Origin of the sequence: Streptomyces sp. NPDC048288 (assembly GCF_043201555.1) — a bacterium.
Taxonomy (GTDB): Bacteria; Actinomycetota; Actinomycetes; order Streptomycetales; family Streptomycetaceae; genus Streptomyces.
In genome coordinates this window covers 111,732-131,926 of the sequence record NZ_JBICZD010000004.1, presented here as the reverse complement: position 1 = coordinate 131,926, position 20,195 = coordinate 111,732, and the positions used below count along the sequence as shown (strand labels likewise).

General features: G+C 72.8%; 19 protein-coding genes. 13 read left to right on the top strand and 6 right to left on the bottom strand.

Annotated elements, in window-relative coordinates:
* The first annotated feature begins 26 nt into the window (after positions 1–26).
* From ACGFZS_RS16075 to ACGFZS_RS16065, 3 genes are all read left to right on the top strand, one after another.
* Entirely contained in the window at positions 27–245 is a 219-nt protein-coding gene (locus ACGFZS_RS16075; RefSeq protein WP_393795564.1) for a hypothetical protein, read from the top strand.
* Between the two features lie 133 nt (positions 246–378).
* Positions 379–1,875 (top strand): SPFH domain-containing protein, encoded by a 1,497-nt coding sequence (locus ACGFZS_RS16070; protein ID WP_393795563.1) that lies wholly within the window; start codon positions 379–381, stop codon positions 1,873–1,875.
* 373 nt (positions 1,876–2,248) lie between these two features.
* The gene (locus tag ACGFZS_RS16065; protein ID WP_393534401.1) at positions 2,249–2,698 is read left to right on the top strand and encodes a type II toxin-antitoxin system PemK/MazF family toxin; all 450 of its coding nucleotides are present in this window, start codon (positions 2,249–2,251) and stop codon (positions 2,696–2,698) included.
* A 4-nt stretch (positions 2,699–2,702) separates the two neighbouring features.
* Here the strand turns inward: ACGFZS_RS16065 and ACGFZS_RS16060 are convergent, their stop codons facing one another.
* Positions 2,703–3,533, bottom strand: coding sequence for a TIGR02452 family protein (locus ACGFZS_RS16060; protein ID WP_393795562.1), 831 nt, complete (start codon positions 3,531–3,533; stop codon positions 2,703–2,705).
* A 278-nt stretch (positions 3,534–3,811) separates the two neighbouring features.
* Between ACGFZS_RS16060 and egtA the strand changes: the two genes are divergently transcribed.
* From egtA to egtD, 4 genes are read left to right on the top strand one after another with little or no spacing between them, the layout of a single operon-like run.
* Positions 3,812–5,140, top strand: coding sequence for an ergothioneine biosynthesis glutamate--cysteine ligase EgtA (gene egtA, locus ACGFZS_RS16055; protein WP_393795561.1), 1,329 nt, complete (start codon positions 3,812–3,814; stop codon positions 5,138–5,140).
* Complete coding sequence (gene egtB, locus ACGFZS_RS16050) at positions 5,137–6,462, top strand: ergothioneine biosynthesis protein EgtB (protein ID WP_393795560.1); 1,326 nt, start codon at positions 5,137–5,139, stop codon at positions 6,460–6,462. The genes egtA and egtB overlap by 4 nt, the downstream gene beginning before the upstream one ends.
* The gene (gene egtC, locus ACGFZS_RS16045; RefSeq protein WP_393795559.1) at positions 6,462–7,253 is read left to right on the top strand and encodes an ergothioneine biosynthesis protein EgtC; all 792 of its coding nucleotides are present in this window, start codon (positions 6,462–6,464) and stop codon (positions 7,251–7,253) included. Before egtB ends, egtC begins: the two co-directional genes overlap by 1 nt.
* A complete protein-coding gene (egtD, locus tag ACGFZS_RS16040; RefSeq protein ID WP_393795558.1) occupies positions 7,250–8,212 on the top strand; it encodes an L-histidine N(alpha)-methyltransferase in 963 nt (320 codons plus the stop codon). Before egtC ends, egtD begins: the two co-directional genes overlap by 4 nt.
* A gap of 108 nt (positions 8,213–8,320) precedes the next feature.
* Here the strand turns inward: egtD and ACGFZS_RS16035 are convergent, their stop codons facing one another.
* Positions 8,321–9,580, bottom strand: coding sequence for an extracellular solute-binding protein (locus ACGFZS_RS16035; RefSeq protein ID WP_393795557.1), 1,260 nt, complete (start codon positions 9,578–9,580; stop codon positions 8,321–8,323).
* Positions 9,581–9,775: 195 nt separating this feature from the next.
* Here ACGFZS_RS16035 and ACGFZS_RS16030 point away from each other — a divergent pair, with 195 nt between their 5' ends.
* The gene (locus ACGFZS_RS16030) at positions 9,776–9,991 is read left to right on the top strand and encodes a dodecin (protein WP_393795556.1); all 216 of its coding nucleotides are present in this window, start codon (positions 9,776–9,778) and stop codon (positions 9,989–9,991) included.
* Between the two features lie 31 nt (positions 9,992–10,022).
* Here ACGFZS_RS16030 and ACGFZS_RS16025 read toward each other — a convergent pair whose 3' ends face one another.
* Positions 10,023–10,514: a hypothetical protein gene (locus ACGFZS_RS16025; RefSeq protein ID WP_393795555.1), complete on the bottom strand. Its 492-nt coding sequence runs from the start codon at positions 10,512–10,514 to the stop codon at positions 10,023–10,025.
* 88 nt (positions 10,515–10,602) lie between these two features.
* On the opposite strand from ACGFZS_RS16025, the gene rpmF reads away from it, so the two are divergent.
* The gene (gene rpmF, locus ACGFZS_RS16020) at positions 10,603–10,773 is read left to right on the top strand and encodes a 50S ribosomal protein L32 (protein ID WP_393795554.1); all 171 of its coding nucleotides are present in this window, start codon (positions 10,603–10,605) and stop codon (positions 10,771–10,773) included.
* A 43-nt stretch (positions 10,774–10,816) separates the two neighbouring features.
* On the top strand, positions 10,817–11,815 hold the full coding sequence (locus tag ACGFZS_RS16015; RefSeq protein ID WP_393795553.1) for an LLM class flavin-dependent oxidoreductase: 999 nt from the start codon (positions 10,817–10,819) through the stop codon (positions 11,813–11,815).
* A 42-nt stretch (positions 11,816–11,857) separates the two neighbouring features.
* Here ACGFZS_RS16015 and ACGFZS_RS16010 read toward each other — a convergent pair whose 3' ends face one another.
* Positions 11,858–14,329 carry an ATP-dependent Clp protease ATP-binding subunit gene (locus ACGFZS_RS16010; RefSeq protein ID WP_393795552.1) on the bottom strand — a complete coding sequence of 824 codons (2,472 nt, stop codon included), beginning with the start codon at positions 14,327–14,329 and terminating at the stop codon, positions 11,858–11,860.
* A gap of 175 nt (positions 14,330–14,504) precedes the next feature.
* Between ACGFZS_RS16010 and ACGFZS_RS16005 the strand changes: the two genes are divergently transcribed.
* The 3 genes from ACGFZS_RS16005 (at position 14,505) to ACGFZS_RS15995 (ending at position 18,535) form a co-directional block, all read left to right on the top strand.
* Complete coding sequence (locus ACGFZS_RS16005) at positions 14,505–14,696, top strand: antitoxin (protein WP_393795551.1); 192 nt, start codon at positions 14,505–14,507, stop codon at positions 14,694–14,696.
* Between the two features lie 79 nt (positions 14,697–14,775).
* The gene (locus ACGFZS_RS16000) at positions 14,776–17,112 is read left to right on the top strand and encodes an ATP-binding cassette domain-containing protein (RefSeq protein ID WP_393795550.1); all 2,337 of its coding nucleotides are present in this window, start codon (positions 14,776–14,778) and stop codon (positions 17,110–17,112) included.
* A 43-nt stretch (positions 17,113–17,155) separates the two neighbouring features.
* Positions 17,156–18,535 carry a DUF3500 domain-containing protein gene (locus ACGFZS_RS15995; protein WP_393795549.1) on the top strand — a complete coding sequence of 460 codons (1,380 nt, stop codon included), beginning with the start codon at positions 17,156–17,158 and terminating at the stop codon, positions 18,533–18,535.
* Here the strand turns inward: ACGFZS_RS15995 and ACGFZS_RS15990 are convergent.
* Both ACGFZS_RS15990 and ACGFZS_RS15985 read right to left on the bottom strand, forming a co-directional pair.
* Positions 18,490–19,353 carry a lysophospholipid acyltransferase family protein gene (locus ACGFZS_RS15990; RefSeq protein WP_393795548.1) on the bottom strand — a complete coding sequence of 288 codons (864 nt, stop codon included), beginning with the start codon at positions 19,351–19,353 and terminating at the stop codon, positions 18,490–18,492. The two genes, ACGFZS_RS15995 and ACGFZS_RS15990, sit on opposite strands and share 46 nt — an antisense overlap.
* Complete coding sequence (locus ACGFZS_RS15985; RefSeq protein WP_393534375.1) at positions 19,353–20,126, bottom strand: GNAT family N-acetyltransferase; 774 nt, start codon at positions 20,124–20,126, stop codon at positions 19,353–19,355. The genes ACGFZS_RS15990 and ACGFZS_RS15985 overlap by 1 nt, the downstream gene beginning before the upstream one ends.
* Positions 20,127–20,195: the final 69 nt, after the last annotated feature.

Below are 20,195 nucleotides of genomic sequence, written 5' to 3'. Positions count from 1 at the left end.
GGTTGACCTGCCCGTACCCTCTGACCATGGACGATGCGTCGATGGTCGGGCTCATGGGGCGGGTCACCGGAACGGTCGGGCCCGGGCTCGTCGGCGAGGTGATGGTCAGGGTGCGCGGGGGCGCCGAGCACTTCCTCGCGTACGCCGCCGACAGCACCGGCCGGTTCGAGCGGGGCACGGTGGTGATGGTGGTCGAGTACCTGCCGCCGAGGACGGTCTACGTCACTCCCGCGTACGACAGTTGAGCGCGTGTAGCCCCAGGTGAGGGGCGTATGCGTTAAGACTGCAACAAGGATTCGCCGGTGTCTTCACCCGGCGCTCACGCGGGCGCACACTCCCTTCGTTCGGTGCCGAAAGGGCACCATGCAAAGGGGGCGTATGCCGATGGTTGTCGGCGTCGTTGCGGGGGCGGCGGTTGTCGCCGTGCTCGTGTTGATCGGTCTGTTCAAGATGATGTGGCGGGTGGCCGAGCCGAACGAGGCGCTCATCATCTCCGGTTCGAAGCACCGGACCGAGGGGCTCGAAGAGGGGATGGGGTTCCGCATCGTCACGGGGCGCGGCACGCTGGTGCTGCCGGGCGTGCAGGCGGTGCGCAAGATGTCCCTCGACCTGAACGAGACCGAGTTGTCGGTGGACTGCGTGACCCAGCAGGGCATTCCGCTGAAGGTGCGGGGTGTGGTCATCTTCAAGGTGGGCGACGACTTCGTGTCGATCGCCAACGCGGGCCGCCGTTTCCTGGACCAGCAGAAGATGATGTCCGAGCGGGTGCACAACGTGTTCGCCGGTCATCTGCGGTCCATCGTGGGCGGGTTGACGGTCGAGGACATGATCCGCGACCGGGACAAGCTCACCGGTCAGACCCGGGCCGCCTGCGGCACGGAGATGGAGAAGCTGGGGCTCATCGTGGACTCCCTGCAGATCCATGAGATCGAGGACCCGACCGGGTACATCCAGAACCTGGCGATGCCGCACGCGGCGGCCGTGCAGCGGGACGCGCGGATCGCGCAGGCGGAGGCGAACCGGCTCGCCACCGAGGCGGAACAGCAGTCGTTCGCCCGGATGGCGGAGGCCACCCGGGACAGCGAGATCCTCCAGGCCGGCTACCAGGCCGAGCGGGACAAGGCGGCGGCCCAGGCCCGCCAGGCCGGTCCGCTCGCCGACGCGGCCGCCCGGCAGGAGGTCGTCGTCCAGGAGACCCGGGTCGCCGAGCTGGAGGCGCACCGGCGGGAGCAGCAGCTCCAGGCGGACGTCCGCAAGCCGGCCGACGCCCGGGCCTACGAGAAGCGGACGCTGGCCGAGGCCGAGCGTGACGCGCGGATCTCGGCGGCCCAGGCCAAGGCGAAGGAGACGGAGCTGGCGGCGGTGGCCGAGGCGACCCGGGTCAAGACGGCCGCGGGTGCCGAGGCCGAGGCGACCAAGTCCCGGGGTGCGGCCAGCGCGGCGGCGACCCGGGCCACCGGTGAGGCCGAGGCGGCCGCGGCGCAGGCCAGGGGCCTCGCCGACGCCGAGGCGACCAAGGCCAAGGGGCTCGCGGAGGCGGAGGCGATCAAGGCCCGTGCCGCCGCCCTCGCCGAGAACCAGGAGGCGGTCGTCGCCCAGCAACTCGCCGAGAACTGGCCGGAGATCGTCAAGGCCGGCGCGTCCGCCTTCGGCAACGTCGACAACATGGTGTTGCTCAACGGCGCCGACGGCATGGCCGAGATGTTCGCCAAGGCCCTCACCATGGGCGGCACGGGCCTCGGCCTCGCCCGCCAGCTCCTGTCGTCGATGAACCAGAACGGCCAGCCGGCACCCGCCGGGAGCGCACCGGTCCTCAACGGGGCCACGGCCCCGAAGTCGCAGAAGGTCCCGCTGGAGCAGGACGGCGACGAGTAACCGACGGCGGTGGGCCCCCGTTCCGGTCCGGAACGGGGGCCCACTCGCGCGCGCAAAACCCGCGGCCCGTCCAACCCGGCGCTCACTCCAGGGCGTTCAGCCGCCCCAGCAGCGTCTCCCGCTCCCCCGCCGACAGCCCGGCGAAGCACTCGGCGAGGACCTGCCCGGGGCGAGAGCGACCGTGTCGTCACGTCCGGGTACGGAGCCGCCTGGGCGAAAACCTTCCCGCAGGGCCGGTTCGAGCCGATTCCGGAGGCCGGTCACCTGCCGCACCTCGAACGCCCCGAGGTCACCGCCGAGTTGATCGAGGCCGAGCCGCGCCGTACCGGTACCCCGCCTGTTCTCGCAGGCCGAGGCCCCTTAGGGTGCCCTCGTGACTGCGTTTACCGACGACGAGAGCGTCCCCGGCCGTTACGGCCCCACCGCGACCACCGAGGCCGACCCGCACGAGGTCGGCAGGGTGCGCACCGAGTACTCCCCCGCCCACGACGGCGACCCCGACCCCGGCGAGATCGTCTGGACCTGGGTGCCCTTCGAGGAGAACGACGGGCGGGGCAAGGACCGGCCGGTGCTGGTCGTCGCCCGTGAGGCGGCCGGCACCCTGCTGGCCGTGCAGCTGTCCAGCAAGCGGCACGACAACGACCGCGAGTGGGTGGCGATCGGCAGCGGGCCGTGGGACCGCTCCGGCCGCGACTCCTGGGTGGACGTGGACCGCGTGCTGCGGCTGCACGAGGACGGGATGCGCCGGGAGGCCTGCGCGCTCGACCGGGGCCGCTTCAACCTCGTACGCAACCGGCTGCACGAGCGCTACGGCTGGAAGTGAGGCGTCAGCCCGCCGCCAGGGCCTGAAACGCGTCGGCGAAGGCCGCCCGGACCGCCGATCCCGGCGTACGGTCCAGGACCCCGAACACCACGTGCTCGAAGGTCCCCGCGAACCGTCCGCCGGGGGCGATGAGCCCCCGGAAGGCCCCGGCGACCTGCGCGGGGTCGTTCTGGAAGACCCCGCAGCCCCAGGCGCCGAGGACCAGCCGCCGGTAGCCGTGCGCGGCGGCCACCTCCAGGACCCGCTCGGCGCGGACGGCGAGGGCGCTTGGCAGTTCACCGGCGCGCTCCGGGGCCGTACGGCGGACGACCCCCGCGTTGGGGGCGGCGGCCGTCAGGAAGCCCGCGCGGTAGGGGTCGGCGAGGAGCCGGCCGCGGTCGTCGCGGAAGACCGGGACGGCCGGGGAGTGGATCACGCGGTCCGTGTAGAAGGGGTCGCGGTGGGCGCGGTGATGGTCGTAGTACTCGGGGACCTCGCGCAGGCAGGTGTAGAGCGCGGAGGCGCGGCACAGGGCCTCCTCCTGCGCCTGGGCGCCGTTGAGGTATCCGCCGCCCGGGTTGCGTGCCGAGGCGAAGTTCAGGACGGCCACCGGGGTGTCGGCCAGCCGGCGGGCGGCCTCCAGGCTGCTCTCGCCGGTGACCTCGACGACCGGCTCCACGGGAGCGGCGGGCGGTTCCGGTACGGGCACCGGTTCCGGGCCGTACATCCGCGTGCCCGCCCGCGCGGCCGCGATGCCGGCCGCCAGGACGACCTCCCGGCCGTCGGGTGCGGGATAGCGCCCCGCCGCCACGATCTGTTCGTTCTGCTGGGCGATACCGCGCAGGCGCGCACTCATGGCGCCACCCCCGTGGACGCCATGACCGCGGCCCGCGCGGCCTCCCCCGTCGTGCTCATACCAGCATCCTGAGCGATGCTGGTGATGCCGTGCAACGGAGTTTCCTGCGCCCAAAACGGTCGGAAACACACAAGGAAGCAGAGGTTACCGATCTAGAACGTCCCCATGGGCACCCTTGTGCGAATCGACGCGAAGGTCTTGGCTGGGACGGACGATGCCGCCCCGGACCCCTCCACGGCCGGGCCGGCGACATGGTGGAATCTCAGGAGGATCCCGACATGTCCGACTCAATATCCGACAGCGGCGACTGTACCGGCGGGTCGGTGCGAACCGACTTCTCGGACGACCGCACCGCCGTCACCGAGGCCGAGGTGGAGGCCCTGGTCAAGGGCATCTGCTTCAAGACCGGCCCGCCCCGCACCCTCGGGGTCGAAGTGGAATGGCTGGTCCACGAGCTGCGCCGGCCGCAGCTCCCCGTCACATCCGAACGACTCGAAGCGGCCTACGCCGCACTGCGCACGGTGCCCCTGGGGTCGGCGCTCACCGTCGAACCCGGCGGCCAGCTGGAGCTCAGCTCGCCGCCCGCCGCCTCCCTCACGGAGTGCATCGGCACCGTCTCCGCCGACCTGGACGCCGTCCGTACGGTCCTCGCCGAACAGGACCTCGGGCTCACGGGCGTCGGTCACGATCCCTGGCACACCCCCCGCCGCTTCCTGCGCGAACCGCGCTACGACGCGATGGAGACCTGCCTGGACCGCACCGGCCCGGCGGGCCGCCACATGATGTGCGCCTCCGCCTCCGTGCAGGTCTGCCTGGACGCCGGCCACGAGGAGCCCGGCCCGCTGGGGCACACCCGCCGCTGGTGGCTGGCCCATCAGCTGGGCCCGGTGCTGGTGGCCGCGTTCGCCAACTCCCCGCTGGTCGGCCGTCGTCCCACCGGCTGGCTCTCCACCCGGCAGCTGCTGTGGCTGGAGATCGGCGCGGGCCGCGCGGGCGCGCCCCCGCTGGACGGGGACCCCCGGGCCGCCTGGGCCCGGCACGTCCTGGACTCCCCGGTGATGTGCGTACGGCGGGACAACGGCCCCTGGGAGGTGCCCGAGGGCCTGACCTTCCGGGAGTGGACCCGGTCGGGGGCGCCCACCAGGGCGGATCTCGACTACCACGTCACCACGCTGTTCCCGCCGGTCCGGCCGCGCGGCCACCTGGAGCTGCGGATGATCGACGCGCAGCCAGGGGACGACGGGTGGATCGTGCCGCTGGCGGTGACGGCGGCGCTGTTCGACGACCCGGTGGCCGCCGAGACCGCCTACCGGACGGTGAAGCCGCTGGCCGAGCGCGCCATGTCGCTGCCCGCCCCGCACAACCCGCTGTGGATCGACGCGGCCCGGTCCGGGCTCGGCGACCCGGAGCTGCACGAGGCGGCCGTCGCCTGTTTCGCGGCGGCGCTGGAAGCCCTGCCCCGGCTCGGCGCGGCCCCCGAGGTCGTGGCCGCCGTACGGGCGTACCAGGACCGGTACGTCCTGCCGGGCCGCTGCCCGGCCGACGACCTGCTGGACCGACTGCGCGGCACCGCCGGTCGCGCCCAGGGGAAGGAGATCAGCGCATGACCGAGACCGAGGCCGACATCGATATCGAGACGCTGCGTGACCGGGCGCTGAAGTCCCTCACCACCGCACGCGACCGCACCACACTGCTGACCAGCTGTGTCGAGGAGCCCGATCTCACCGCCCAGCACTCCCCGCTGATGTCCCCGCTGGTCTGGGACCTCGCGCACATCGGCAACCAGGAGGAGCTCTGGCTGCTGCGCAACGTCGGCGGCCGGGAGCCGATGCGCCCCGAGATCGACACGCTGTACGACGCCTTCGAGCACCCGCGTTCCGAGCGGCCCTCGCTGCCGCTGCTGCCGCCCGCCGAGGCCCGCCAGTACGCGGCGGAGGTGCGCGGCCGGGCGCTGGACCTGCTGGAGAGCGCGGCGTTCGGCGGCACCCGGCTGACCGAGGCGGGCTTCGCCTTCGGGATGATCGCGCAGCACGAACAGCAGCACGACGAGACCATGCTGATCACCCATCAGCTCCGCACGGGCCCGCAGGCCCTGACCGCCCCCGACCCGGACCCGGCGCCGCCGTTCACCGGCCCGGCCGAAGTCCTGGTCCCCGGCGGTCCGTTCACCATGGGCACCTCCACCGAGCCCTGGGCGCTGGACAACGAACGCCCCGCGCACCGGCGGGAGGTGGCCGCCTACTGGATCGACACCACCCCGGTCACCAACGGCCGGTACCTGGCGTTCATCGAGGACGGCGGCTACGAGCAGGAGCGCTGGTGGACCCCGGAGGGCTGGGCGCACATCCGGCGGCACGCCATCTCGGCGCCGCAGTTCTGGCACCGGGAGGGCGGCCAGTGGCTGCGCCGCCGGTTCGGGGTCACCGAGGTCGTCCCGCCCGAGGAGCCGGTGCTGCACGTGTGCTGGTACGAGGCGGACGCCTACGCCCGCTGGGCCGGGCGGCGGCTGCCCACCGAGGCCGAGTGGGAGAAGGCGGCCCGGCACGACCCGGTCGAGAACCGCTCGCGCCGCTACCCCTGGGGCGACGCCGACCCGGCGCCGGCCCACGCCAACCTCGGCCAGCGGCATCTGCGCCCGGCCCCGGCGGGCAGCTATCCCGAGGGTGAATCGCCGCTGGGTGTGCGGCAGTTGATCGGCGACGTGTGGGAGTGGACCTCCAGCGACCTGCTCCCGTACCCCGGCTTCAGCGCCTTCCCGTACAAGGAGTACTCGGAGGTGTTCTTCGGCCCCGAGCACAAGGTGCTGCGCGGCGGTTCGTTCGCCGTGGACCCGGTGGCCTGCCGGGGCACGTTCCGCAACTGGGACTACCCGATCCGGCGGCAGATCTTCTCCGGCTTCCGCACCGCCCGTGACGCGGAGACCGCCTGATGTGCCGTCATCTGGCCTGCCTGGGACCCGAGGAGCCGCTCGGCCGGCTCCTCGTGGACCCCGAGCACTCCCTGTACCGGCAGTCGTGGGCGCCCCGGCGGCAGCGGTACGGGACGGTCAACGCCGACGGTTTCGGGGTGGGCTGGTACGCCCCGGAGGATCCGCAGCCGGCCCGCTACCGGCGGGCGGTGCCGATCTGGGGCGACCCGTCCTTCGCGGACCTCGCCCGGGTCGTCCGCACCGGCGCGCTGCTCGCCGCCGTACGGGACGCGACGCTGGCGGGCGCGGACGGGGAGGCCGCGGCGGCGCCGTTCGCCGCGGGCCGCTGGCTGTTCAGCCACAACGGGGCGATTCCCGGTTGGCCGCACTCCATGGCCCCGCTGGTCCCCCTGCTGCCCCCGGCCGACCTGCTGTCCATGGAGGCGCGCACCGACTCGGCGTTCGTCTGGGCGCTGGTCCTGCACCGGCTGCGGTCCGGCGCGGATCCGGGCCCGGCCCTTGCCGAAACGGTTCTCCAGGTGGCCGGGGCCGCCCCCGCCGCCCGCCTCAACCTCCTCCTCACCGACGGCGAGACCATCGCCGCCACCGCCTGGGGCGACAGCCTCTGCCACCTCTCCGAACCCGGCCGCACCGTCGTCGCCTCCGAGCCGTACGACGACGACCCGCGCTGGCGGGAGGTCCCCGACCGCACCCTGCTCACCGCGAGCCGCTCGGGCGTCGTACTCACCCCGATCGAGCCCGCCCGCGTCGAGGACCCGGCATCCGCATCCCCTAAGGAGCCCTGTACGTGAGTCCCCTCCGTGTCACCCGCACCCTCCCCGAGGACGCCACGGACGCCGCGCTGCGCGCCGATGTCCTGAACGGCCTCACGGCCTCCCCCAAGACGCTGCCGCCGAAGTGGTTCTACGACGCCCGGGGCAGCGAGCTCTTCGAGGAGATCACCGAACTGCCCGAGTACTACCCGACCCGGGCCGAGCGGGAGATCCTGCTCGCCCGGTCCGGCGAGATCGCCGCCGCGAGCGGTGCCCGCACCCTGGTGGAGCTGGGCTCGGGCTCCTCCGAGAAGACCCGGCTGCTCATCGACGCGCTCACCGGACTTGAGGTGTACGTGCCGGTCGACGTCAGCGAGAGCGCGCTCACCCAGGCCGGGGAAGCGCTCATCGAGGAGCGGCCCGGACTGTCCGTGCACGCCCTGATCGCCGACTTCACCGGCCGGATGGAGCTGCCCGAGACCCCGGGGCCCCGGCTGCTGGCGTTCCTCGGCGGCACGATCGGCAATCTGCTGCCCGCCGAGCGCGCCGTGTTCCTGGCCCGGATGCGCCGGCTGCTCGCCCCCGGCGACGCGCTGCTGCTCGGCACCGACCTGGTCAAGGACGAGGAGGTCCTGGTCCGGGCGTACGACGACGCGGCCGGGGTGACGGCCGAGTTCAACAAGAACGTCCTGGCCGTCGTCGACCGTGAACTGGACGCCGACTTCGACCCGGACGCCTTCGACCACGTCGCCCTGTGGGACGCGGAGCAGGAGTGGATCGAGATGCGGCTGCGCTCGCGGGTCGCGCAGACCGTGAAGGTGCCGGCGCTCGACCTGGCGGTGGACTTCGCGGCCGGCGAGGAGCTGCGGACCGAGGTGTCCGCGAAGTTCCGGCGGGACGGGGTGACCGCCGAACTGGCGGGTGCGGGGCTGGAGTTGGCCCATTGGTGGACCGACAGGGAGGGGCGCTTCGCGCTGTCGCTGAGTGTGGCCCGCTGAGTTCGTCCGCAGAGTTCGTCCGCAGAGTCGTCGGCGGCGGCGCCGTCGTGGCTGGTCGCGCAGTGCCCCGCGCCCCTTGCGGGGCGCTGCCCACCCGTATGCGCCAGGTCACCCGAAGTTCGGTGCCAGCAGTTCGGTGATGCGCCGCGAGGCGCGGCGGGCCTCGGTCGCGGGGTCCGCTCCGCCGAGCACCGCGGTCATCCAGCCCTTGATCGGGTTGTCCGCCTCGACGGCCGGCCAGTCCGGGGTGTGCGGGGTCGCCCGTCCCCGCGCGGCTCCGGCCGCCATGGCGGCGACCCCCTGCTCCCCGGCGACCGCGCCCGCCAGGGTGGTCTTGTTGGGCACGTAGTTCATGGTGCGGGCCAGTTCGGTGTCCCACTTGGCGCCGGTGAGGGCACCCACGACGGCGGTCGCGTCGTAGGGCCGGTCGGTGTTCTGCGGTACGACGAGGTCGGAGCCGCCGGTGAAGACGGCGCCGGGGTGCGCGGCGGTGAGCCCCGGCACCGGGAAGTACCCGATCTCGTCCTTGAGCCGCGGGTTCGCCTGGACGACGGACTGGGCGAGGCCGGGCACCGCGATGATCTGCGCGACGTCGCCGCCCGCGAACACCCCGGCCTGGGGCGGGTGTTCCTCGTCCGCGTCCGCGGGTCCCTTGCCGAGCGCCTGGAGCCGCCGGTAGAAGTCCATGCCGCGCAGCGCGGCCGGGCTGTCCAGGGTGCCCTTCCAGGCGGCGTCCGTCTGCTCGGCGAGGTCACCGCCCTCGTCCCAGATGAACCCGGAGAGGGTGTACCAGTCCTGTCCGGCGAGGTAGATCCCCTGGTTGCCGCCGGAGTTGAGCTTCTCGGTGTCGGCCAGCCACTGCTCGCGGGTCTTCGGCGGGGAGGTGATGCCGGCCTTCTCGAAGAGGTCCTTGCGGTAGATGACGACCCGGTTGGCGGCGTACCAGGGGATGCCGTACTGGCGGGAGTCGTCCCGGCCGGGTTCGGCGAGACCCGGCAGCCAGTGCTCCTTGCCCCAGTCGCGCATCGACTCCAGGGTGAGGTCGGTGAGCCGGCCGTCCTCGACGTACTGCGGGACCTGGGTGTTGCCGACCTCGATGACATCGGGGCCGTCGTCGGAGTCGCCCTTGAGTGCGGTCTGGACCTTGTCCACGATCCCGGTCCACTGCTGGATGCGGATGTCGAGCCGGATGTCCTTGTGGCTGCGCTCGAAGTCCTCGGTGAACCGGCGCAGGAACTCCTTGGACGCGCTGTTCTGCATCAGCCAGACCGTGACCGTGTGCCGCCCGCCGTCTCCGCCCGGCAGGACGCTGCAGGCGCTCAGCAGAGCGGCGGACACACAGACGAGAGCGAGCGGACGACGTCTCACGAGGGGTTCCTGTTCTGGCCGACGCACAGGGAAGGGCCCGACGTGGGGGAACGAGCACCGGGGCTCATACGGGTGTACGGGATTTTGGTATGGACCAATGCGAAGGGTCAAGGGGTACCGGCGGACCGGAACCGACGCCTCGCGCTCCGCTTCCGGATGCGGCACGGTGGAGTGACGACGAGAGGAGCACTCCCGATGACGAACCACACCTACCGGGTCACCGAGATCGTCGGCACCTCGCACGAGGGCATCGACCAGGCCATCCGCAACGGTGTCACCCGCGCGGGCCAGACCCTGCGCAACCTGGACTGGTTCGAGGTGACACAGGTCAGGGGCCAGATCGAGAACGGCCGGATCGAGCACTACCAGGTGGGCCTGAAGGTGGGCTTCCGCATCGAGGACGAGGACTGACGAGGACCGCCGAGGACCGCCGAAACGGCCCTCAGGTCCGCCCCTCACCCTCCTGGGCCTGCTCCAGCGCCGCCGAGCGGTCGGCCCAGCGGGCCCGTACGACGGTGAACCCGGCCCGCTCCGCGTCGTCGCACACGAGCTCGTCGTCATCGACGAGGACCCGCACCTCGCGCCGTTCGGCGAGGCGGCGCAGGATCTCCAGCTTGGTGTGCCGGGCGGGCCTGCGGTCCGCGTTGCGCCGCATGCGCACGCGCCCCTCGGGCAGCCCGTGCTCCTGGAGCCAGGCCAGTGTGTCGCGCCGGCAGCGCTCGGGCCGCCCGGTCAGGTAGACGATCTCGCACTCCTGCGCGTTCGCCACGGCCAGCGCGACCCCCTCGGCGATCGGCGGGTCGTGCGGCGCCGCCGCGAAGAACGCGTCCCAGTCCCGGGGTTTGCGCTCCAGGAACCGCTGCCGGTGCGCGGTGTCGGCGAGGGTGTTGTCGATGTCGAACACGGCGATCGGACGTCCGCTGCTCTCGGTCACCCGGCAACCCTATCAATTGCTAATGGGATCCATTTTCATATAACGTCCCGGTGTCTGCCCGCCCCTCACAGCACCGAGGAGTAGCCCCATGGCCGTCCCCAAACGCCGGATGTCCCGCAGCAACACCCGCCACCGCCGCGCCCAGTGGAAGGCGAGCACCCCGCCGCTCGTACCCGTGACGGTCGACGGCGTCCGGCACCTGGTCCCGCAGCACCTGGTCAGGGCGTACGAGCGCGGACTGCTGCGGCCCGGGGGCTGAGCGCCCGCGGGAATCCTGTGGCCGCCCCGGTGTTGAACCCTCTGTGAACGCGCTGACCGCCCGGACCCGGTTCTCCGTCCTCGACCGCTCCCGCACCCGGGAGGGCCACCCGCCCGCCGAGGCGCTGCGGGACACCGTGGCGCTGGCGCGGGAGCTGGAGGCGCTGGGCTATCACCGCTTCTGGGTGTCGGAGCACCACGGGGTGCCCGGGGTCGCCGGTTCCGCGCCGACCGTGCTGGCCGCCGCCGTGGCCGCCGCGACCCGGACCATCCGGGTCGGGACCGGCGGCGTGATGCTGCCGAACCACCAATCCCTCGTCGTGGCCGAGCAGTTCGGCGTGCTGGAGTCGCTGTACCCGGGGCGGATCGACATGGGGCTGGGCCGGTCGGTGGGTTTCACCGGCGGGGTGCGCAAGGCCCTGGGCCGCGACCGGGACGACGCCGAGGACTTCGCGGCACAGCTCGGCGAGCTCCTCGGCTGGTTCGAGGGCACCTCGCCGACCGGGGTGCGGGCCCGTCCGGCGGAGGGGCTGCGCGTACCGCCGTTCGTGCTGGCGATGGGCGAGGGCGCCGGCATCGCGGCCCGCGCCGGGCTGCCGATGGTCATCGGCGACCTGCGCGACCGGGAGAAGATGCGGCGCGGCATCGACCACTACCGCGACCGCTTCCGCCCCTCCCCGTGGGCGGCCGAGCCGTACGTCGTGATCTCGGGGACGATCGCCGTCGCCGACACCCCCGAGGCGGCCCGCCGGCTGCTCGTCCCGGAGGCCTGGTCGATGGCGTACTCGCGCACCCACGGCTCCTTCCCGCCCCTCCCCCCGGCCGAGTCGGTCGAGACCCGGCCCATGACCGCGAAGGAACGCGGCTTCTACGAGTCCGGCCTCACCGGCCGGCTCGCCGGCACCGAGGAGCAGGTGGCCGACGAGCTGGAGGCGGTCCTGAAGGAGACGGCCGCCGACGAGGTGCTGGTCACCACCAGCACCTACGACCGGACGGCCCTGCTGGACTCCTACCGGCGGCTCGCCTCGATCGTGCGCACCTAGACCGGTGTGGACCATCCGGGCCGTCCGGACCGTCCCGAGCGTCTAGACCGTCGCGGGCTTGTCCGAGCGGATCACGATCTGGCCGTCGGCCGCGTCCACCACCGCGCGGTCGCCCGCGACGAGCTGGCCGGAGAGCAGGAGGTCGGCGAGGCGGTCGTCGACCTCGCGCTGGATCGTGCGGCGCAGCGGGCGGGCGCCGAAGTCGGGCTCGTGGCCGAGGTTGGCGAGCAGTGCGGCGGCCGTGTCGGTGACGTCGAGGCTCACGTCCTGGGCGTGCAGCCGGCGCCGGGTGTGCTCCAGCAACAGGTCGACGATCTCCCGCAGTTGGGTGCGGTCCAGACCGCGGAAGACGATGATCTCGTCGATCCGGTTGAGGAACTCCGGGCGGAAGTGCTGCTGCAGGGCCGGCATGACCGCCTCGCGGACCTTGGTGTAGTCCTCCGTGCCGGCGGCCAGGATGCGGTCGGCGCCGATGTTCGACGTCATGATGACGACCGTGTTCTTGAAGTCGACGGTACGGCCCTGGGAGTCGGTGAGGCGGCCGTCGTCGAGGAGCTGGAGCAGGGTGTTGAAGACGTCCGGGTGCGCCTTCTCCACCTCGTCCAGGAGCAGCACGGCGTACGGCTGCCTGCGCACCGCCTCGGTGAGCTGCCCGGCCTCCTCGTGGCCGACGTATCCGGGCGGGGCGCCGACCAGCCGGGAGACCGTGTGCCGTTCCTGGAACTCGCTCATGTCGAGGCGGATCATGCGGGTCTCGTCGCCGAACAGGGCGGCGGCCAGGGCGCGGGCCAGTTCGGTCTTGCCGACACCGGTCGGGCCGAGGAAGAGGAAGCTGCCCACGGGGCGGTTCGGGTCGCTCATGCCGGCGCGGGCGCGGCGGACCGCGCGGGCGACGGCGGTGATCGCCTCGTCCTGCCCGACGACCCGCTCGTGGAGGTGCTCCTCCAGCTTCATCAGCCGCTCCCGCTCCTCCTCGGTGAGCTGGGCGACCGGGATGCCGGTGGTGCGGGAGACGACCTCGGCGATGTCCTCGGCGGTCACCTTCGGTGCCTGTTCCTCGGCCTTGCCCGCCTGCTCCAGCTCGCCCTCGGCCGCCTTGATGCGGTCGCGCAGTTCCTTGGCGCGCTCGTACTCCTCGTCGGCGACGGCCTGGTCCTTCTCCCGGTTCAGGGCGGCGAGCCGGTCCTCGACGTCCCGGGTGTCGGCCGGCGGGGTCTTGGACCGCAGCCGGACCCGGGCCGCCGCCTGGTCCATCAGGTCGATCGCCTTGTCGGGCAGGAACCGGGAGGTGAGGTACCGGTCGGACAGCTCGGCGGCCGCCACCACAGCCTCGTCGGTGATGCGGACCTGGTGGTGGGCCTCGTAGCGGTCGCGCAGTCCGCGCAGGATCTCGATGGTGTCGTCGACGGTGGGCTCGCCGACCAGGATGGGCGCGAACCGGCGCTCCAGGGCCGCGTCCTTCTCGATGTGCTTGCGGTACTCGTCGACGGTGGTCGCGCCGATCAGGTGCAACTCACCCCGGGCGAGGGCGGGTTTGAGGATGTTGCCGGCGTCCAGCGATCCGTCGCCGCCCCCGCCGGCCCCGACCACGGTGTGCAACTCGTCGAGGAAGAGCACCAGTTCGTCGCCGTGTTCCTTGACCTCGTCGAGCAGCTTCTTCAGCCGCTCCTCGAACTCGCCCCGGTACTTGGTGCCGGCCACCATCCCGGCCAGGTCCAGGGAGACCAGCCGCTTGCCCTCCAGGGTCCTGGGCACGTCCCCGGCGACGATCCGCTGGGCGATCCCCTCCACGATGGCCGTCTTGCCGACGCCGGGGTCGCCGATCAGCACCGGGTTGTTCTTGCTGCGCCGGGAGAGCACCTCGATGGTCTGCTCGACCTCCTCGTCGCGGCCGATCACCGGGTCCAGGCGGCCGGCCCGGGCGTCCTCGGTGAGGTCACGGCCGTACTCGTCGACGGTCGGCGTGGTGCTGGGCTTCTTGCGCTCCGGCGCGCCCTCGGCCGGCATCCGGGTCGGTTCCCAGCCGCTGTCGCCGAGCGCCCGCCCGGCCGTCGACTCCGGGTTCGCGGCGAGCGCGCGCAGCAGGTGCTCGGGGCCGATGTAGGAGGCGCCCTCGGCGCGGGAGACCTGGTAGGCGTCGAGCAGGGCCCGCTTGGCGGCCGGGGTCAGGGCGGTGGGCTCGGTCTTCTCGCCGCCGCCGTGCCCGGCGGTGAGCCGCTCGCGGAGCTGGTCCGGGTCGGCGCCCGCCTCGGCGAGCAGCCGCCGGGTGGAGTCGTGGGTGGTGGCGGCGGCCAGCAGATGCCGGGCGTCCAGTTCCTCGCTGCCCTCGACGGCCGCCAGGTCGCGCGCCTCGGCGACCAGCTCCCGGGCCCGCTCGGAGAGCAGGCTGCCGATGTCGACGCGCTGCGGGCGGCGGGCCGGGGTGCCCGGTCCGGATCCGCCGAAGAAGCGGGACATCAGCTCGTCGAACTCTTCGAAGGGACTGCGTCCGAATCCGAAACCGGGAGTGCTCATGGGGCCGGGCCTTTCTGCGGACGGCGCTGGGATCGGCTCTGCGGTCGGCGGGAATCCGCGTCTTCCAAGCTCGCACAGGCACGCCGGGCCCGCACGGGGACCACCGCCGAGATGCGGAGCGGGCCGGGGGCGGTGACGCTGGGAGCGGAAGCCTCAACCAACGAGGAGGGCTGCCATGTCCATGCTGGACAAGCTCAAGGGGATGCTCAAGGGCCACGAGGACCAGGCCAAGAAGGGCGTCGAGAAGGCCGGCGACACCATCGACCAGCGGACCGGCAACAAGTACCAGTCCCAGGTCGACGCGGCCCAGAAGCAGGCCGACGACTACATCGACCGCTCCCGCGACCAGGGCAACCCTCCGCAGTAGCGGCGGTTCACGAGGGGCGGGCTAGGATCGCGGGGTTTGTCCCTGGTCCCGCGAGTCACCCGTCACGGAGTTCCGCCCGATGCACAGCCCCCACGACCCGTACGTCCGTGTCCGGGGCGCCCGTGAGCACAATCTCAAGGGCGTCGACGTGGACATTCCCCGGGATGTGCTGGCGGTCTTCACCGGTGTGTCCGGCTCGGGGAAGTCGTCGCTGGCGTTCGGCACGATCTACGCCGAGGCCCAGCGGCGCTACTTCGAGTCGGTCGCGCCGTACGCGCGCCGGCTGATCCACCAGGTCGGGGCGCCGAAGGTCGGGGAGATCAGCGGGCTGCCGCCGGCGGTGTCGCTGCAGCAGCGCCGTTCCGCGCCCACCTCCCGTTCCTCGGTCGGCACGGTCACCAACCTGTCCAACTCGCTGCGCATGCTGTTCTCGCGGGCGGGCGACTACCCGCCGGGCGCCGAGCGGCTCGATTCCGACGCGTTCTCCCCCAACACGGCGGCGGGGGCCTGCCCCGAGTGCCACGGTCTGGGCCGGGTGCACCGGGCGACCGAGGAGTCGCTGGTCCCCGACCCGTCGCTGTCCGTCCGCGACGGCGCGATCGCCGCCTGGCCGGGGGCCTGGCAGGGCAAGAACCTCCGGGACATCCTGGACGCGCTCGGCCACGACGTCGACCGCCCCTGGCGCGAGCTCCCCGCCGAGCAGCGGGAGTGGATCCTGTTCACCGACGAGCAGCCGGTGGTCACCGTGCATCCGGTCCGGGACGCCGACCGCATCCAACGGCCCTACCAGGGCACGTACATGAGCGCCCGACGGTATGTGCTGAAGACCTTCGCGGACTCCAGGAGCCCGGCCCTCAGGGCGCGGGCGGAGCGGTTCCTGACCAGCGCGCCCTGCCCGGTGTGCGGCGGTGGCCGGCTGCGTCCGGAGGCCCTCGCGGTGACCTTCGGGGGCCGTACCATCGCCGAGCTGGCCGCGCTGCCGCTGACCGGGCTGGCCGCACTGCTCGACGGCGGCCCCGGCTCGGAGGCCGCGCGCGTCCTCACCGCGGACCTCACCTCCCGGATCGCCCCGGTCGTCGAACTGGGCCTCGGCTATCTCAGCCTCGACCGCGCCACCCCCACCCTCTCGGCGGGCGAGCTGCAACGCCTGCGCCTGGCCACCCAGTTGCGCTCCGGGCTGTTCGGTGTCGTCTACGTCCTGGACGAGCCGTCCGCCGGGCTGCACCCGGCGGACACCGAGGCGCTGCTCACCGTCCTGGACCGGCTGAAGGCGGCCGGGAACTCGGTGTTCGTGGTGGAGCACCACCTGGACGTGGTGCGCGGCGCCGACTGGCTGGTGGACGTCGGCCCCGGGGCCGGCGAGCACGGCGGGGAGGTGCTGCACAGCGGACCGGTGGCGGAGCTGGCCGGGGTGGCGGAGTCGGCCACGGCCCGCTGCCTGTTCGCGCCGGAACCCGCTCCCCCGCGTGAACTCCGTTCCGCCAAGGGGTTGTTGAAGGTCGGCCCGGTCACCCGGCACAACCTGCGCGCGGTCACCGCCGAGTTCCCGCTGGGCGTGCTCACCGCCGTGACCGGGGTGTCCGGGTCCGGCAAGTCGACGCTGATCGGCGAGATCACCGAGGAACTGAACGGCGTCGGCCGCCTGGTGTCGGTCGACCAGAGGCCGATCGGCCGCACGCCACGGTCCAACCTGGCCACCTACACCGGCCTGTTCGACGTCGTACGGAAGGTGTTCGCGGCCACCGGCGAGGCGCGGGAACGCGGGTACGGCGTCGGGCGTTTCTCCTTCAACGTGGCCGGCGGACGCTGTGAGACCTGCCAGGGCGAGGGGTTCGTCAGCGTGGAGCTGCTGTTCCTGCCCAGCACCTACGCGCCCTGCCCGGACTGCGGCGGGGCCCGCTACACCCCGGAGACACTCGAAGTGCCGTACCGGGGACGGAACATCGCCGAGGTGCTGGACCTGACCGTGGAGAGCGCGGCGGCCTTCTTCGCGGACACCCCGGCCGCGGCGCGCAGCCTGGGCACCCTGCTGGACGTGGGCCTCGGCTATCTGCGACTGGGCCAGCCCGCCACGGAGTTGTCCGGCGGCGAGGCCCAACGGATCAAGCTGGCGAGCGAGTTGCAGCGCGGCCGGCGCGGCCACACCCTCTACGTCCTGGACGAGCCGACGACGGGACTGCATCCGGCCGACGTCGAGGTGCTGATGCGGCAGCTGCACGGGCTGGTGGACGCCGGGCACACGGTCGTGGTCGTCGAGCACGACATGACCGTGGTGGCGGGCGCGGACTGGGTGATCGACCTGGGTCCGGGCGGCGGGGACCGGGGCGGCCGGATCGTGGCGGCGGGCCCGCCGGCCGTGGTGGCCCGGGCGGCGGACAGCGTCACGGCGCCCTATCTGGCCCGTTCCCTGCCCTGACGATCTTCAGGATCGCTTCAGGTTGCTTCGGAAGTTTGGGGGTATGCACGGACACCACCCCCGCACCCCCGAAGCCGAGCGCTCCCGCCGCTGGTTCATGAACAAGGCGCTGCTGACCGGCGGGATCGCCGCGCTGGCGACCATGACCGGCTGCTCCGACGGCTCCTCGAACGCGTCCGGTTCGCCCTCCGGCGCCCCGAGCGGCTCCATGCCCTCGGGCGGCCCCGGCGGAGCCGGCGGCATGGGCCCCGGCCAGAGCGAGGTCAAGTACAAGGACTTCGTGGGCCTCACCACGGACGGCAAGGTCGTCGACGACCTGTACGCGATCCACTCCACCGACGTCTCCACGGACAAGGTCGTCCAGGCCGCGCAGGCGTTCCTGGACGGCCTCAGCCAGAAGGAGCGCACCTCCTGCACCTTCGACGTGGACGACGACGAGTGGCTGGCCTGGAGCAACGTCGACGGTTACGAGCGCAAGGGCGTCCGGATGGGCGACATCACGGACAAGAAGCGGGACTTGGGCTTCGCGCTGCTCGGTGCCGCGCTGTCCGCGAAGGGGCTCACCCAGACCCGCAACATCATGAAGCTCAACCAGTTCCTGGGCGACTACAACGGCGGCAACCGGGACACCCTCACCGAGGGCGCCTACTTCTTCACCTTCATGGGCACCCCGTCGACCAGCAAGCCCTGGGGCTTCCAGTACGAGGGCCACCACGTGGCGATCAACTACTTCGTGCTCGGCGACCAGGTCGTGATGACCCCGACCTTCATGGGCTCCGAGCCGACCTCGGCCACCTACGAGGGCGAGAAGATCACCCTCTTCAAGCCGGAGACCAAGGCCGGTCTGGCCCTGATCCGGTCCCTCACCTCGGCCCAGCGCGCCAAGGTGATCGACTCCAAGGTGAGCAAGTCCGGCACCGACATGCAGGCGGGCGCGGGCTCCGACAACCTGAAGCTCGCCCACCAGGGCCTGCCCGGCTCCGAACTCACCTCGGCCCAGCGGGACAAGCTCCTGGACCTGGTCCGCGTGTACGTCGGCTACATGGACGACGGACACGCCGAGGTGAGGATGACCGAGGTGGAGAAGCACCTGGACCAGACGTACTTCTACTGGCTGGGCAAGACCAAGGACACCTCGGCCTTCTACTACCGGGTGCACAGCCCCGTCGTCCTCATCGAGTACGACGCCCAGTCGCCGCTCGCCTACGGCACGAAGACCGGCACGGGCGGCGGCCGGCCCTCGGGCCAGCCCACCGGGCAGCCGACCGGCGGGATGCCCACCGGCCAGCCGGGCGGCGGCGGTGGGACGGGCGGTCCGGGCGGCACGCCGACCCAGCAGCACATCCACACCATCATCCGCACGCCCAACGGCGGCGACTACGGCGTCGACTTGCTCAAGCTCCACTTGGAGACCGACCACTGAGAGCCCCGCCCGGGGCTCACCAGAGCCGCGTGCGTCCAGGCCGGCTCGTGGGTCACCGGCTGGGCGGCGCCGGCGAGGGTACGACGGTCCGGGTGGGTGCCGGCCGGTATCAGCGGCCGTACGTCCACCTCGGCCACCAGGCCGCGGGTCGTCACCACTCGCCACAGGGAGGCCAGCAGCGTGTCCTCGCCGACGTAGGCGGGCACGGTGCTGGCCTCTCCCGCTGCCAGCCGGTACTGCAGCCGCACCGGCTGCACGGGCGCGTCGGCGTCCAGCGCGGCCTGGAACACGGCCCGGCGGAACCGGCCCTGGGCGCGGCCGCACCAGGTGCTGCCCTCCGGGAAGGCGACCACCGCGGCCCCCTCCCGCAGCGCCCCGGCGATCCGGCCGACCGTGTCCGGCAGGGCCCGCAGCCGGTCCCGGTCGATGAACAGGGCCCCGGCCCCGGCCACCAGCGCGCCGGCCACCGGCCACTCGCGGATCTCCTTCTTGGCGAGCATCCGCGCGGGCCGTACGGCGGCCAGCAGCGGGATGTCCATCCAGGAGATGTGGTTGGCGACCAGCAGGACCCCGCCCGTGGCCGGTGCGCTGCCGGTGATCCGGATCCGGACCCCGGCGGCCCGGACCAGCGTCCTGGAGAACCGCCGCACCCACTCGGCGGGGATCCGCCCGCCGAGCGGGAGCAGCGCGATCGCCACGAGCATCAGGAACACCACCGCGGTGAACCGCAGCACGGCCCGGGGCAGGGCCGTGAGGGTCCCCGCGCGCTCCACGCAGGCGCCCGGGGTGCAGGGCGCGCTGGGCAGCCAGACGCTCATCAGGCCGGGACGAGCGAGAGGAAGTGCCGCAGATAGCGCGCGTTGACGCGGCGCATCGACAGCAGCACGTACATGTCGGCCACCCCGAAGTCCGGGTCGTGCGCGGGCTCGCCGCACACCCAGGCGCCGAGGCGGATGTACCCGCGCAGCAGCGCGGGCAGCTCGGTACGGCCCTCGGCGGCCGGCACGGTGGGGACCCAGGGGTTCAGGGGCCGTACCCGGAACTCCTCCGGTGCGAGGTGCTTGGCCTGCACCCGGTCCCAGGTGGCGGCGGCGAGGGCGCCGCCGTCGGCGAGCGGGACGGAGCAGCAGCCGGCCAGCCACTCGTGGCCGCGGTCGACCATGTACCGGGCTATGCCGGCCCAGATCAGGCCGATGACGGCACCGTCGCGGTGGGCGGGGTGCACGCAGGAGCGGCCGACCTCGACGAGGCCGGAGCGGATGGGGGCGAGCGTGCTCAGGTCGAACTCGCCCTCGGAGTAGAGGCGGCCGGCGACCGCGGCACGCTCCGGCGGCAGCAGCCGGTAGGTGCCGACGACCTCGCCGGTGAGGGCCTCGCGGATGAGCAGGTGGTCGCAGTACGCGTCGAAGGCGTCCACGTCCAGTCCCGGCTCCGGCCCGTCGAGCCGGGCTCCCATCTCTCCGGCGAACACCTGGTAGCGCAGCCGCTGTGCGGCCCGGACGTCGTCCTCGTCACGGGCGAGCTGCACCAGATAGCCGGAGTCCCCGGCTGGGGCGGCGAGAGCGGGGGGTGAGGCGGGCATGGCGGTCATGGAGGTCTCCTGCGCCGAGCGGAAGCTGAGGAAATCTGCACCTGCTTTCTTCCGTGGCAGGCTGGACTC

Excerpts from the sequence above, each read along its gene's own strand:
- ACGFZS_RS16075 (WP_393795564.1), top strand. The coding sequence starts at position 27 with ATGGACGATGCGTCGATGGTCGGGCTCATGGGGCGGGTCACCGGAACG.
- ACGFZS_RS16070 (WP_393795563.1), top strand. The coding sequence starts at position 379 with ATGCCGATGGTTGTCGGCGTCGTTGCGGGGGCGGCGGTTGTCGCCGTG.
- ACGFZS_RS16060 (WP_393795562.1), bottom strand. The coding sequence starts at position 3,533 with ATGAGTGCGCGCCTGCGCGGTATCGCCCAGCAGAACGAACAGATCGTG.
- egtA (WP_393795561.1), top strand. The coding sequence starts at position 3,812 with ATGTCCGACTCAATATCCGACAGCGGCGACTGTACCGGCGGGTCGGTG.
- egtB (WP_393795560.1), top strand. The coding sequence starts at position 5,137 with ATGACCGAGACCGAGGCCGACATCGATATCGAGACGCTGCGTGACCGG.
- egtC (WP_393795559.1), top strand. The coding sequence starts at position 6,462 with ATGTGCCGTCATCTGGCCTGCCTGGGACCCGAGGAGCCGCTCGGCCGG.
- ACGFZS_RS16030 (WP_393795556.1), top strand. The coding sequence starts at position 9,776 with ATGACGAACCACACCTACCGGGTCACCGAGATCGTCGGCACCTCGCAC.
- rpmF (WP_393795554.1), top strand. The coding sequence starts at position 10,603 with ATGGCCGTCCCCAAACGCCGGATGTCCCGCAGCAACACCCGCCACCGC.
- ACGFZS_RS16010 (WP_393795552.1), bottom strand. The coding sequence starts at position 14,329 with ATGAGCACTCCCGGTTTCGGATTCGGACGCAGTCCCTTCGAAGAGTTC.
- ACGFZS_RS16005 (WP_393795551.1), top strand. The coding sequence starts at position 14,505 with ATGTCCATGCTGGACAAGCTCAAGGGGATGCTCAAGGGCCACGAGGAC.
- ACGFZS_RS16000 (WP_393795550.1), top strand. The coding sequence starts at position 14,776 with ATGCACAGCCCCCACGACCCGTACGTCCGTGTCCGGGGCGCCCGTGAG.
- ACGFZS_RS15995 (WP_393795549.1), top strand. The coding sequence starts at position 17,156 with ATGCACGGACACCACCCCCGCACCCCCGAAGCCGAGCGCTCCCGCCGC.
- ACGFZS_RS15990 (WP_393795548.1), bottom strand. The coding sequence starts at position 19,353 with ATGAGCGTCTGGCTGCCCAGCGCGCCCTGCACCCCGGGCGCCTGCGTG.
- ACGFZS_RS15985 (WP_393534375.1), bottom strand. The coding sequence starts at position 20,126 with ATGACCGCCATGCCCGCCTCACCCCCCGCTCTCGCCGCCCCAGCCGGG.